Origin of the sequence: Amycolatopsis sp. 195334CR, from assembly GCF_017309385.1 — a bacterium.
In the GTDB taxonomy this organism is placed as follows: domain Bacteria; phylum Actinomycetota; class Actinomycetes; order Mycobacteriales; family Pseudonocardiaceae; genus Amycolatopsis.
This window is the reverse complement of the sequence record NZ_JAFJMJ010000001.1, coordinates 3,529,985-3,542,151: the sequence shown is the minus strand read 5'-3', so window position 1 is coordinate 3,542,151 and position 12,167 is coordinate 3,529,985. Positions and strand designations below refer to the sequence as shown.

The window sequence follows — 12,167 nt, the reverse complement described above, 5'->3', positions numbered from 1 at the left end:
TCGAGACGCCTGAGGTCTCGAAAGCCACATTCGTGACATCGGCTAGGAGGCGAAGTAGGCCGCCAGTGCCTCGTCCCAGGGGCGCAGCGGGGTGAGGCCCGCGTCCTGCCAGGCCTTGCCCGAAAGCACCGAGTAGGCCGGTCGCGGCGCCGGACGCGGGAAGTCCTCCGTGGTGCACGGGGAAACCCGCGCCGGGTCCGCGCCCAGGTGCCGGAAGATCGCCTGCGCGAAGCCGAACCACGTGGTCTCGCCGCCGCCCGTGCAGTGCAGTACACGCGCGGCCGGTCCCTCGCCGCCGGCGATGCGGCGGGCCAGTTCGACCAGCCCCGCCGCGAGATCGGCCGACCACGTCGGCGAACCGCGCTGATCATCCACAACGGACAGCGTGTCGCGCGAGGATTCCAGCGACACCATGGTTTTCACGAAGTTGCCGCCGTGCTTGCCGTAGACCCAGGCGGTCCGGACCACCCACGCCGACGCGCCGGAACCGAGCACCGCGTCCTCACCGGCGGCCTTCGTCCGGCCGTACGCGGTGCGCGGACCCAGCGGGGCACCCGGCTCGTACGGCACGGTGGCGTCCCCGGCGAACACGTAGTCGGTGGACACGTGCACCAGCGGCACCCGCCGCGACGAACAGGCCGCCGCGAGCACCCGCGGGCCGTCCGCGTTGATCGCGAAAGCCCGCTCCTCGTCGGTTTCCGCCTGGTCGACCGCGGTGTAGGCGGCCGCGTTGACCACCACCGGCCGCGCACCGGCCGCCGCCGCGCGCTCGGCCAGCGCGGTCACCGCCTCGATCACCGCGCCCGGCTTGGTCACGTCCAGCTCCGCCGAACCGGGCGCGGTCACCCCCAGCCCCGGCCCGGCCAGCGCGGCCAGGTCCTGCCCCAGTTGCCCCGTTCCGCCGGGGACCAGCAGCTCCAGCGCGGTCATCGCAGCGCGGCCCGATCCTTGAGCTGCTCCCACCACGCGCGGTTCTCCTGGTACCAGCGCACGGTCGCGGCCAGCCCCTCGTCGAACGACACCCGCGGCCGGTACCCCAGCTCGTCGGCGATCTTGGTGATGTCCACCGAGTACCGCCGGTCGTGGCCCTTGCGGTCGGTCACCTGCTCCACCCGGTCCCAGCCGGCGCCGAGCGCGGCCAGCAGCCGTTCGGTCAGCTCGCGGTTGGTCAGCTCGGTGCCGCCGCCGATGTTGTAGATCTCGCCCGCGCGGCCGCCGTCGGCGACCAGCTGGATGCCGTGGCAGTGGTCGTCCACGTGCAGCCAGTCACGCACGTTCAGCCCGTCGCCGTAGAGCGGCACGTTCCGGCCGTCGAGCAGATTGGTGACGAATAGCGGGATGACCTTCTCCGGAAACTGATACGGACCGTAGTTGTTCGAACACCGGGTAATGCACACCGGCATTCCGTGCGTGCGGTGGAACGACCTGGCCAGCAGATCCGAAGAGGCCTTCGAAGCGGAATACGGGGAATTCGGTTCCAAGATGTGATCTTCCGACCACGAGCCTTCTTCGATCGAGCCGTACACCTCGTCGGTGGAGACGTGCACGAACTTGCCGACCTCGGCGTTCAGCGCCGCCTGGAGCAGGGTCTGGGTGCCGAGAACATTGGTCAACACGAAGTCGGCCGAACCGTTGATCGACCGGTCCACATGCGATTCCGCGGCGAAGTGCACGACCAGGTCGACGCCCTTCATCAGCCCGGCGACCAGGTCGGCGTCGCAGATGTCGCCGCGGACGAACCGCAGCCGGTCCTCGGCCGCCACCGGAGCCAGGTTCGCCTCGGTCCCGGCGTAGGTCAGCTTGTCCAGCACCACGATCTCGGCCTCGGCCAGCGCCGGATAAGCGCCGGTCAGGGCCTGTCTCACATAGTGCGAACCGATGAATCCCGCGCCACCGGTGACCAGAACCCGCATAGACTCCACCTTCTCGTGTTCTTCCGCTGTCCGTACGGTCGGTCTCATCGCCGCGAGGCAACCTTTCGTGACCCCACGGACGTCACACACCGGACACAGTAGGGTGAGCGGGTAGCGCGGGTGTCCGGCGGGCTGGCCGGCACCGGGGGTTCACGCGCGAATTCGCACGAGGCTTCGGCGATGATCGAAGGCAAAAACCGGGATCGCTGACCGGCTGGGAGGAGCGCGCGTGGTGACCGAGGGGCCGCCGCGGCCACACACCGAATCCGCGGGAGCGCCGCCGCGACGGCGCAGCGCGCCCGCCGCGTTCGCGCTCTGGAGCGGGAGAACGCTGGTCGCCCTGGTTTCCGCGGTCGTGCTGACCATGACCTGGTACGGCTCGCAGGTGCTCGGCGAACTGAACAACGGGCTGACCACCACCGACGTGATCGGCGGCGGGTTCCAGAAGAAGCCGCTCGACGGCGCGGTCGACATCCTGCTGGTCGGCCAGGACAGCCGCACCGACAACGAGGGCAACCCGATGCCCCGCGAGGTGCTCGACATGCTGAACGCCGGCAAGGCCGACGGCGAGCGCCAGACGGACACGATGATCCTGGTGCACATCCCGCAGAACGGCGAGCGGGCCTCGGCCATCTCCTTCCCGCGCGACTCGCTGGTCGAGCTGTCCGGCGGCTACGGCAAGCACAAGCTGAACAGCGCCTTCGTCTACGCCTACAACGACACCTCCAGCACCCTGCAGCAGCAGGGCGAGGCCGACCTGAAGAAGGTCGACGAGCAGGCCAAGATCGCCGGCCGCAAGAACCTGATCAGCACCATCGAGACGCTGATCGGCAAGCCCGGCATGATCGACCGCTACGCCGAGGTCAACCTGCTCAGCTTCTACGAGGTCACCCAGGCCATCGGCGGCGTCGAGGTCTGCCTGAACCAGCCGGTCAAGGAGTGGCGCTCCGGGGTGGACCTGCCCGCCGGGCTGCAGGAGGTGGAGGGCAAGCAGGCGCTGGCGTTCGTCCGCCAGCGCTACGAACTGCCCAACGGCGACCTGGACCGGATCGCGCGCCAGCAGGCGTTCCTGTCCGGCTTGGCGCGCAAGGTGCTCTCGCCGGACGTGCTGATGAGCCCGGCGCGGATCACCGACGTGATCAACGCGGTGAAGAAGTCGGTCATCCTCTCCAAGGACTGGGACCTGCTGGAGTTCGCCGAGCAGATGCGCGGCATGACCGGCGGCCAGGTCGAGTTCCGCACCATTCCCACCGAGGGCAACGGCAAGTACGGCGGGGCGGACATCGTCAAGATCGACACCGACAAGGTGAAGGCGTTCGTCGACGGGCTGACCGACGACGGGCCGGCCGGGGCCCCGCCCGCCACCGGCGCGCCCGACGGCAAGATCCCCGGCGCGGAGAAGGTCACCGTCGACGTGTTCAACGCCAGCGGCAACGCGAGCACCGCCACGCAGTTGAAGGAACTGTTGCGCAGCAAGGGTTTCCGGGACGGCGCGAGCACCCAGCTGGACGGCCGCGCGACCACCGTGGTGCGGTTCGCGCCCGGTGAGCAGGAAGCCGCGGACGCGATCAAGCAGGCGATGGGCGACAAGGTCCAGACCGAGCCGGACGCCGATGTGCCCGCCGGGCACGTCCGGGTGCTGCTGGGCCGTGACTACAAGGTGGACGCGAACGGTGCCGCCGGTGCCGGGCAGTCCTCGGCGCCGTCGCAGCCGTCGCAGCCGTCGCAGCCGGAGGAACCGGCCGCCCCGCCCGCCGACGCGCCCCCGGCCGGCCCGCCGCCGATCACCGCGGGCGGCGTCCCCTGTGTGAACTGACCCGGTGAAGGTCCAGGCACTGGCTTACACCAACGGGTTAGTGCCTTAGCCTTGACGAGGGGCGCGAACGCGGGAGAAACGGGGAGGTGACCGGCGTGGGCGACCAGAAGCACGACGACGAGCAGGACAGCGGTACACCGCTCTCCGACGGCACCGAAACCGCCGAGGACACCACCGCCGATTCGTCCAAAACGGACAGTACGCCCGCCTCTTCCGGGAAGCGGAAGTTCGTGCCGTCGCCGGTGCCGCGCACCAAACCCGCCGCCGAGCCCGAGGCCGGAGCCGCGCCGGAAGCCGAGGACTCGCCCGGCGCCACGGCCGCACCGATCGCCGGAGCCGCGTCGGGCGCCGAGCCGCAGCCGGAGTCCGGCAGCGAAGCCGGAGCAGAGCCTGGCCCGGAGGCCGAAGCGGAGACCCCGGCAGAGTCGGCATCCGAAGCGGAGGCGGAGGCGGCGACCGCGGCCGCCACCAGGCGCCGGCCGATCCGGAACACCGGCAAGGTGTTCCTCGCCCTGCTCTCGATCATCGCGCTGGCGACCACCGGCTACGCCTACACCACCCTCGACGACTTCCAGGACAACGTCGGCACCGCCGACGCGCTGATCGTCGACCCCGACGACCCGGCCGCCCCGCCCGCGGACGACGGCGCCACCGACATCCTCCTCGTCGGCGCCGACTCGCGCACCGACATGCAGGGCAACCCGCTGCCGCTGCGGGTGCTCAAGGAACTGCGCACCGAGGAGAAAGCCGGGGTCAACACCGACACCCTGATCATCCTGCGCATCCCGAAGAACGGCGGCAAACCCGCCGCCGTCTCCATCCCGCGCGACACCTGGATCGACGTCCCGCAGGGCGGCCAGGCCAAGATCAACTCGGTGTACGGGGTGACCAAGGCCAACACCGCCACCGACCTGCGCCGCCAGGGCAAGCGCGACGACGCCGAGGTCGAGCGCGACTCCGACCAGGCGGGCCGCACCGCGCTGGTGAAGACCGTGCAGGACTTCACCCAGATCCGGATCGACCACTACGCCGAGGTCGGCCTGCTCGGCTTCTACCTGCTCACCGAGGCACTCGGCGGCATCAAGGTGTGCCTGAACCACGCCACCGAGGACAAGGACTCCGGCGCCAACTTCCGCAAGGGCGTGCAGACCGTCTCCGGCGGCGAGGCGCTGTCGTTCGTCCGGCAGCGCAAGAACCTGCCCGGCGGCGACCTCGGGCGGATCCAGCGCCAGCAGGCGTTCCTCTCCTCCGCACTGCACCAGGTGCTCTCCGCCGGCACGCTGACCAGCCCGGACAAGCTGAACCAGCTGATGGAGGCGGTGAAGAAGTCCATCGTCGTGGACCCGGGGCTGGACCTGCTGGAGTTCGCCGGCCAGGCCAGGGACATCGCCTCCGGCGAGGTCAACTTCCAGACCATCCCGGTGGTCGCGGTCGGCGCCCGCAGCGAGGACGGCCAGAGCATCATCGAGGTGGACCTCAACGCGGTGCGCCAGTTCGTCGCCGAACTCGCCGGGCGCGGTGGCCAGCCCGCCGCGGGCGGTGGTTCCGCGCCGGGCGCGGCCCTGCGGCAGAACGACGGGGTCACCTGCGTGGATTAGGGTCGGTGGCGTGAGCCTTACCGAAGCACTGCTGCGCCCCCACCTGTCCAGCCCGGCGAAACCGCTGATCACGCACTACGACGACGCCACCGGCGCGCGGGTCGAGCTGTCGGTGACCACGCTGGTCAACTGGGCTTCGAAAACAGCGAACTGGCTGGTCGAGGAGCCGGAGATCGAGCCTGGCGACCCGGTGGCGGTGGCGCTGCCCGCGCACTGGCAGACCGCCGGAGTGCTGCTCGGCGCTTGGTGGTGCGGGGCGCACGTGGTGGCCGACGCGGCCGGGGCGAAGGTGGCCTTCACCGGCCCGGACACCACCAGCAGTGAAGCCGAGCTGACCGCGGTGGTCTCGCTGGACCCGATGGGCCGGGGGCTGTCGAACGCACCGGGCGCGGACGCCGTGGACTTCCTGTCCGACGCCCGCACCGCGGGTGACACCTATTCGCCGCTGTTCCCGGTCGAGCCGGGCGCACCGGCGCTTCTTTCGTCCACTGTGGAGGAAGCACTCGCGCAAGCCCGTTCGTACGCCGACAAGGACGGCATCTCGGCGGGCGATCGCGTGCTGTCCACTGTGGAGTGGAGCCTGTCGGACGGGGTGCTGCGCGGCCTGCTGGCGCCGCTCGCGGCCGGGGCCTCGCTGGTCCAGGTCAGCAACCCGGACCCGGCGAAGCTCGCCGACCGCGGCAGCACCGAGCGCACCACCCGCGAACTGGGCTGACTCAGGCGGTCTGCGCCGAGAGCCGCTCGGCGCCCGCGTTCTCGCGCTTGCGGGTGAACAGCAGGTGGTCCAGGGAGAAGCGGCCGCCGTTGAAGCCGATCGCCAGGCCGGCCGCCGCGAGCACCAGCACCAGCTCGTAGCCGCCCTGGCCGGTCAGGCCGTTGTCGAGGTGCACGGTGAAGATCGCGCCGACGCCGACGATCGCGTAACCGATGCCGACCAGCGGCATCGCGAGCCCGAGCAGGAAGGCGAGCGAACCGAGGATCTCCACCGCGATGGTGAACAACGCGGCCACGGTGGGCAGCGGCAGGCCGAGGCCCTCGAACATGCCCGCCGTGGCGTCCACGCCCTTGTCCCACTTCTGCAGCCCGTGTGCGAGGAACACCACGGCGATCCCGATCCGGCCGACCAGTGCGGCGACATCCTTGACTCGAGCGAACATGCGCTACCAACTCCCGGTGTGTGAAGTTTCAACCAACCGGGACCCTAGTGAGCAAACCAGCGGTAGTCGCCCGACCACAGAGACCGGACAGCGAGTCGACAGGTTACCGACAGGTGCGAAACGCCGGCGGGGGCGCCGGCTCGACGCCCCCGATCGGCACTCACTTCCGCGCGATGAGCACGACCAACGCGAACACCACGAGCTGCCCGACGGCCGTACCGGCCGCCGCCCACCCGGGCAAGGCGGCGGGAACCACCTTGAAGGTGAGCGCGGGGCCGGCGAGCGCCCCGAGCGCGACCAACGCGGTCACTGCCGTGTCGAGCAGGTGACGCGTCTGACTGGGCGGTACGACCACTTCGCCCGTCAGCTCCGCCGTCTCGATCCGGATCAGCGAACCCCAGGTCGGGATGCCGTCATCCCGGCCTGACTCTTCCTCATTGGGCTCTCGCTCGCCCAAAACTTCGGCACCCATCGAGCAGTGCCCTTCCTGAACCCAGTCAGGCGAGCCCCGAGTGGACCCGGCACGCTGGGGACCACTTTCGCCGCCGCGCACGACCGGCTCCCCCTCGTGCCGACCAGCGCGTTCGAGCAAAATGGTCAGGTCGAGCTTAAGCCCGCGGCGACCAAGATCGCAACTGTTCTCACACACATTCGCTGCGAAATATGTGGCGGCCCGGCAGTCGATCTGCCAGGCTGACACCCGGCGAGAGGAGAGGCATGCCATCGGTCGAGGGCAACGCACCCGGTCGGCCCGCCGCCGTGGACCGGGTCAACGTGGCGCTGGTCGCCGAAGCGGTCGAGGCGCTCGGCAAGCTCCAGGAACGCACCGGGCTGAAGAAGGTCGACCTGGTCAACCGGGCCCTGCTGGTCTACGAGTTCGTCGACGCGGAACTCCGTGCGGGCAAACAGGTTCTACTGCGCGACAGCGACGGGCGGGACCAGCTGGTGAAGATCTTCCTGTAGCTCAGTTCCGGTGGGCCCAGGCCGCGCCGAAGCAGTACGCGCCGAAGGCCGCGAGGCCCGCCGCGACCGCGATGAGCAGAGCCGGGCCGAAGGGCTGGGCGGCCAGCGTGCGCAACGCGGCGTCGAGGCCGCCCGCCTGGCCGGGGTCGTGGCTGAACGCGGCGACCCCGATCAGCACGCCGACCACGCCGAACACCACAGCCTTGGCCAGGTAACCGATGCGCCCGAGGCGCTCGACCCAGGTGCGCGTGCCGCTCGGCAGCGAGGAGAAGTCGAGGTCGTCGAGAAAGGTCTTGCGAATCCCCTTGGCCGCCGCGGCGACGGCGACCCCGAGCACGATCGCGGCCAGCACCGCGACCAGGAACGGCCCGGCGGGCATGGCGAGCAGTTTGCCGGTGACCTCCTGTTGCTGCTGGTCCCCCGAACCCTGGCTGCCCGAGCCGACGGTGAGCTGGATCGCGTACACGCCCAGGGAAACGCCCATCACGCAGCGGGCCACCGAGGCCACCCGCTTCATCACCCGGCGGCGCTGCTTGCTCACCCACGAGTACCCGGTGGCGGCCATGAGCGCCTGCCACAACCCGTACGCGATGAGGCCGATGGCGACCACCCAGAGCAGGAACCCGCCGACGCCGGTGGAGCCGATCTCGCTGATCGCCCCGCGGCCGTCGGCCTCCTGCCCACCACCGGAGGCGACGATGCGCACCGCCAGGTACGCGATGATCAGGTGGACCACGCCGTAGCAGGCCATCCCCACCCGCCCCAGAACCTGGACGGGTTTGCTGTGCCTGGCCTGGCTCGCTTTGGTGCTGGTGGTCATCGGCTCGCCTCCTCGGGAATCTGTTCCCCGAGAAATGGGCCGGAAAACCCACCCCTGGCGCAATTGCTCCATCCGGCCTAGCTACGGAGTGCCGTCACGCCAGACGCACGGCGACGACGAGATCAGCATGAGCCTGCCCCCGTCGGCGGCTTTCAGCGTCATCCGGAAGCCGTCGGCGTTGTTCTCCACCCACAGGAACCCGTCGACGGGATCGTTGTCCAAGATCCGGAACCCGTTGTCCTGCCACCAAACACGCAGGGTGTCGAAATAGGACGGGATGTTCGCCGCGTCGATGCCGATGACCTGGTAGTTGCGGCTCGCCTGCTGCTTTCCCCTGACCCCCGCCACGTCGTCGCAGGGTTCTTCCTCGATCCGCAGGCGTTCCTTCAGGCCGGTCCCGGCGGGCAGCTGGGCCAGCGCCTGCTCGATGTACGCGTCGAGCCGGCGGTTCGCCTCGTCGAGGGTGATCGTCGAATCCATGCCTGATCCCCGTCAGTGTGCGGATGAGCTGAGCCGGTCGGTGTTGCCGACGATGATATGCCCGAGGTTCGTCAGCGCCTTGTTGCCGTCGTCCCAGTAGGCGCTGTGGGTGTGCACACCACCGGAAATGCCGCCCTCGCCGGGATCCGCTTCGAACTCGTGCGCCCCGAAGTCGTCGTCGACCGGGTGGTTGCCGTGGATGAATTCCGGCGTCAGGCGGATGATGTCCTCCCGCGCGGTGGTGGCGTACACGTCACCGGGATCGATGTTCAACTCGCTCGCGTGGTCCACGCCGACCCCGGGACTGCCGACAAAAACCATCTTGTCCACGTCGAGGTCCAGATCGCGGCCGGCGTGCCCGATCACCGTGCTGCCGTAGCTGTGGCCGATGACCGTGTTGTGCGACGGCCCGCCCTCGTGGGTCACGCGCAGTCCGTCGTGGAAGCTGTCCAGGTCCTGCCGGGCGCCGGTGGCGTACTCCTGCGACGCCGCCAGCGGAATGTTGTCCGGCGCGTCGTAACCGAGCCAGGTGACGACCGAAGTGGACTCGTCGGCACTCGAATCGTCGGCCGCGAGCCACATCTTGTCGCCGCGGTTGAGCAGACCGCCGACGCCTTCGAGGTCGGCGCCGGTACCGGGCACGAACGTCGCCACGTTGTCGGCGCTGTCGGGATTTCCCTTGGCGACGATGGCTTTGCCGTCTTCGCCGGTGTCGAAGCCCAGGAGGTAGTGCCGCTCGCTCTGGCCGAGCCCGGCCGTGCTGTCCAGTTTGGACTCGATCGCCTCGATGCCCTTCAACTTGCCTTGGACCGCTTCGAGCTCGGAGTCGTCGTCGGTGAAGATCCCGCCGAAGAAGTTGTCGTCGAGGTCGGCGCGCAGCGCGGCCTCTTCCGCTTCCAGCCGGACCTTCTCGTCGGCCAGGATCGACCGGTTGGCCTGGTCGCGATCCGTCGCCGGAATGCCGTCGCGGTTGCCGATCCAGTCCGGGTGGTTCTCGATGATCCGCTGCTGTTCGTCTTCCGACAGCGAGTTCCACCACGAGGCGTTCTCCGCCGGGGTGCCGTCGGGCGGTTCCGCCACGGACACCCGCGCCTGCGCCGTTTCGGCCTCGCCCGTGGCGATCTTGCTCAGCAGCGAGCCGAGCTCCCCGTCGATGTCGTTGGCCCGCAACAGGATTCGTTCCACGCGGTCCACCAGCTCGTCGGCCATGCGCTGCCGCTGCCGCCGGACCTCGTCGACCAGTTCGGCGGGCACCTGCCGCGGTGGCGCCACATCGCGGACGGCGCCGTTGTCGCCGATTCCGAAACCGTTCACCTGCGCGAGGTTGTCCGTTTCCTGGACGGCGTGGCTGAGACTGGTGACCGCGTCCGCCGCGCTCGCCAGCCCGCCGCGGGCCGTCCGCACGCCCGCGAGGATGCCGTCCATCCGGTCACCGATCGTGGTGCGCTGCCGCGCCGCCGCGGCGGCGGCGTCACCGGTCCACCCGGCGGGGGTGCCCCGCACGACGAACTCGTCCGACTGGTCGAGCAGCTTGTCGGACAGGGCTTTGAGGCTCCGCTCGGCGCTGTCGAGCGGACCGGGCCGCCACTGCCGCACTTCCCCGTAGCTGACCATCTACGGCACGCCTCCCTCGATGCGGACGCCGAGGAAGTCCTGTGCCACAGCGGCATCGTTGCGGCCGTAGCCGTCGGCCGCGCCGGTCAGCGACTGCCCGTAACCCCGGGCCCGCGACGACCAGTCCGCGAGTTCCCCGCGCCAGGCCTCGCCGGCCGCCTCGACCGCCTGGGCGCACCGGGCGCCGGGCAGCCCGGCCACCGCCTCGCGGAGCGCGCTCCCGAGGTCGGCCGCCGAGACCTGCTCAGCGGCCGAATCAGCAGCCAGCGCCGCCCGGCGCAGTGCCTCGAGGTGGACCTCGTACCCGTTCGACATCGGCGCCACTCTAACGATCTTGGCGCCGACCCGGGGACGGAATGATTACCCACAACCTTGGTCGCGACCTGCCGGTCTAATGCCCGGCAACCCGTGGGGTCCACGCCCGCTTCCGGCACTGCTAGTTGCATTGCCAGTACGGCAGGTAGCCTGGGGCCGTATCTCTTCGCGGAGTTACACATGCCCTGGGTCGACGGGCCGGGGTTTCGCGGAGGGGTCGACCGCGAAGAGGTGTGGCCATGCAACCTGCCTTCGGCCGCCGGGTGCGCGAGATTCGCAACTGGCGCAAGCTCGGTCTCCGGCCCTGCGCGCAACTGGCCGGGATCTCGCACGGCTATCTGGGGAAGATCGAGCGCGGCGAAAAGGCAATAGACAGCCGCCGAGTGCTCGAAGGGCTCGCGACAGCGCTACGGGTCGCCCCGAGCGACCTCCTCGGCAAGCCCTACACCCCCACGGACTCGGAGTCCGACGGCATCCACTCCGCGCTCCCGGTTATCTCGGACGCGCTCACGGGTTGGCGAGTAGGCGAGGTACCCGACACCCCCGGCCGCCCATGGCAGGACGTGCAGGCAGACCTGCGCCACCTCGATACCGTGCTGCGCCCGAACGCCGACTACGCCGCCCAGGCCGCCATGCTCCCCGGGCTGATCCGCGACCTTCTCCGGCTCGTCGGATCCGACGAACATCGGCAGCCCGCACTCGTCGGCCTGATCAGCGCCTACAAGACCGCGGCTTACCTGACCCACGACCTCGGGCAGAACGGTTTGCCGACGCTCGCCGTCGAGCGCATGCGACAGGCCGCCGAAGAGCTGGAAGACCCGCACTACCTGGCCGATGTGTCCTGGCGCCGCGCGCAGTTGCTCAGCGGCTCCAACCGCCACCGCCAGTACGAACTGGCCACCGGGATCGCCACCTCGACCGAGATCCCGGGGTACATGCGCGGCATGGCACACCTGACTGCCGCTCTGGCCTCGGCCGTACTCGGCAATGAGGGCGCCGCGCTGGACCACCTGGCCGAAGCGACCGATCTCACGAACGTCACCGACGCCGAAGACAAGCCGTACCGGCCATCGGACTTCGGGCGGTCCAACGTCGGGATCTGGCGTGTCACCATCGGCGTCGAGCTGGGCTACGGCGCGAAGGTCGCCGAGTTCGCCGAAGCCGTACACCTGTCCGAGGTCGCGCCGCATCGCCAGGCGGCCTTCTGGACCGACCTCGGGCGCGGTCTGCTCACCGAGCGCAAACTGCGTAACCAGGGCATGAGTGCCCTGCTGACCGCCGAGAAGCTGGCGCCGCAGAAGTTGCGCACGAACCCATTCGTGCGGGAGGCGGTCTCCACGATGCTCAACACCGCCCCGCCGAGCGCCGACAGCCGAGACCTGCGCGGTCTGGCCTGGCGAATGGGCTTGGCCCCGACCGGGTGAACATCAGTGGTTGTGTCCTCCTGGACACAACTGCCCGTGACGCGCTTCTAGCGTGACCTTCTGATCA

Annotated in this window: 13 protein-coding genes; 5 read left to right on the top strand and 8 right to left on the bottom strand. The window is 69.8% G+C overall.

Translation table 11 applies throughout. The features are described from left to right. Nucleotides 1–42: 42 nt before the first annotated feature. Nucleotides 43–930 carry a dTDP-4-dehydrorhamnose reductase gene (rfbD, locus tag JYK18_RS17345; RefSeq protein ID WP_206803024.1) on the bottom strand — a complete coding sequence of 296 codons (888 nt, stop codon included), beginning with the start codon at nt 928–930 and terminating at the stop codon, nt 43–45. Next, nucleotides 927–1,913, bottom strand: coding sequence for a dTDP-glucose 4,6-dehydratase (gene rfbB / locus JYK18_RS17340; RefSeq protein ID WP_206803023.1), 987 nt, complete (start codon nt 1,911–1,913; stop codon nt 927–929). The genes rfbD and rfbB overlap by 4 nt, the downstream gene beginning before the upstream one ends. Nucleotides 1,914–2,145: 232 nt before the next feature. Between rfbB and JYK18_RS17335 the strand changes: the two genes are divergently transcribed. The 3 genes from JYK18_RS17335 (at nt 2,146) to JYK18_RS17325 (ending at nt 6,042) form a co-directional block, all read left to right on the top strand. Next, complete coding sequence (locus JYK18_RS17335; RefSeq protein WP_374195052.1) at nt 2,146–3,729, top strand: LCP family protein; 1,584 nt, start codon at nt 2,146–2,148, stop codon at nt 3,727–3,729. A gap of 95 nt (nt 3,730–3,824) precedes the next feature. Then, nucleotides 3,825–5,327 carry an LCP family protein gene (locus JYK18_RS17330; protein WP_374195027.1) on the top strand — a complete coding sequence of 501 codons (1,503 nt, stop codon included), beginning with the start codon at nt 3,825–3,827 and terminating at the stop codon, nt 5,325–5,327. A gap of 10 nt (nt 5,328–5,337) precedes the next feature. After that, on the top strand, nt 5,338–6,042 hold the full coding sequence (locus tag JYK18_RS17325; protein WP_206803022.1) for a TIGR03089 family protein: 705 nt from the start codon (nt 5,338–5,340) through the stop codon (nt 6,040–6,042). A 1-nt stretch (nt 6,043) separates the two neighbouring features. Here JYK18_RS17325 and JYK18_RS17320 read toward each other — a convergent pair whose 3' ends face one another. Beyond that, nucleotides 6,044–6,484 (bottom strand): DoxX family protein, encoded by a 441-nt coding sequence (locus JYK18_RS17320; protein WP_206803021.1) that lies wholly within the window; start codon nt 6,482–6,484, stop codon nt 6,044–6,046. Between the two features lie 160 nt (nt 6,485–6,644). Beyond that, nucleotides 6,645–7,184: a hypothetical protein gene (locus JYK18_RS46735; protein WP_242579215.1), complete on the bottom strand. Its 540-nt coding sequence runs from the start codon at nt 7,182–7,184 to the stop codon at nt 6,645–6,647. A gap of 17 nt (nt 7,185–7,201) precedes the next feature. On the opposite strand from JYK18_RS46735, the gene JYK18_RS17310 reads away from it, so the two are divergent. Continuing rightward, entirely contained in the window at nt 7,202–7,447 is a 246-nt protein-coding gene (locus JYK18_RS17310) for a hypothetical protein (protein ID WP_242579213.1), read from the top strand. A 1-nt stretch (nt 7,448) separates the two neighbouring features. On the opposite strand, the gene JYK18_RS17305 is transcribed toward JYK18_RS17310, so the two are convergent. The 4 genes from JYK18_RS17305 to JYK18_RS17290 all read right to left on the bottom strand — a co-directional run bounded on the left by JYK18_RS17305 (nt 7,449) and on the right by JYK18_RS17290 (nt 10,676). Continuing rightward, nucleotides 7,449–8,267, bottom strand: a complete 819-nt coding sequence (locus JYK18_RS17305; RefSeq protein WP_242579212.1) for a DUF1206 domain-containing protein — start codon at nt 8,265–8,267, stop codon at nt 7,449–7,451. Between the two features lie 81 nt (nt 8,268–8,348). Further along, complete coding sequence (locus JYK18_RS17300; RefSeq protein WP_206803020.1) at nt 8,349–8,747, bottom strand: hypothetical protein; 399 nt, start codon at nt 8,745–8,747, stop codon at nt 8,349–8,351. Nucleotides 8,748–8,759: 12 nt separating this feature from the next. Beyond that, a complete protein-coding gene (locus tag JYK18_RS17295) occupies nt 8,760–10,361 on the bottom strand; it encodes an alpha/beta hydrolase (RefSeq protein ID WP_206803019.1) in 1,602 nt (533 codons plus the stop codon). Beyond that, nucleotides 10,362–10,676 carry a type VII secretion target gene (locus JYK18_RS17290; protein ID WP_206803018.1) on the bottom strand — a complete coding sequence of 105 codons (315 nt, stop codon included), beginning with the start codon at nt 10,674–10,676 and terminating at the stop codon, nt 10,362–10,364. A gap of 239 nt (nt 10,677–10,915) precedes the next feature. Here JYK18_RS17290 and JYK18_RS17285 point away from each other — a divergent pair, with 239 nt between their 5' ends. Continuing rightward, nucleotides 10,916–12,100 (top strand): helix-turn-helix domain-containing protein, encoded by a 1,185-nt coding sequence (locus JYK18_RS17285; RefSeq protein WP_206803017.1) that lies wholly within the window; start codon nt 10,916–10,918, stop codon nt 12,098–12,100. Nucleotides 12,101–12,167 lie beyond the last annotated feature (67 nt).

Coding starts and splice junctions, on each gene's coding strand:
- JYK18_RS17300 (WP_206803020.1), bottom strand. CDS start 8,747: ATGGATTCGACGATCACCCTCGACGAGGCGAACCGCCGGCTCGACGCG.
- JYK18_RS17295 (WP_206803019.1), bottom strand. CDS start 10,361: ATGGTCAGCTACGGGGAAGTGCGGCAGTGGCGGCCCGGTCCGCTCGAC.
- JYK18_RS17320 (WP_206803021.1), bottom strand. CDS start 6,484: ATGTTCGCTCGAGTCAAGGATGTCGCCGCACTGGTCGGCCGGATCGGG.
- rfbD (WP_206803024.1), bottom strand. CDS start 930: ATGACCGCGCTGGAGCTGCTGGTCCCCGGCGGAACGGGGCAACTGGGG.
- JYK18_RS17305 (WP_242579212.1), bottom strand. CDS start 8,267: ATGACCACCAGCACCAAAGCGAGCCAGGCCAGGCACAGCAAACCCGTC.
- JYK18_RS17285 (WP_206803017.1), top strand. CDS start 10,916: ATGCAACCTGCCTTCGGCCGCCGGGTGCGCGAGATTCGCAACTGGCGC.
- JYK18_RS17310 (WP_242579213.1), top strand. CDS start 7,202: ATGCCATCGGTCGAGGGCAACGCACCCGGTCGGCCCGCCGCCGTGGAC.
- rfbB (WP_206803023.1), bottom strand. CDS start 1,913: ATGCGGGTTCTGGTCACCGGTGGCGCGGGATTCATCGGTTCGCACTAT.
- JYK18_RS17290 (WP_206803018.1), bottom strand. CDS start 10,676: ATGTCGAACGGGTACGAGGTCCACCTCGAGGCACTGCGCCGGGCGGCG.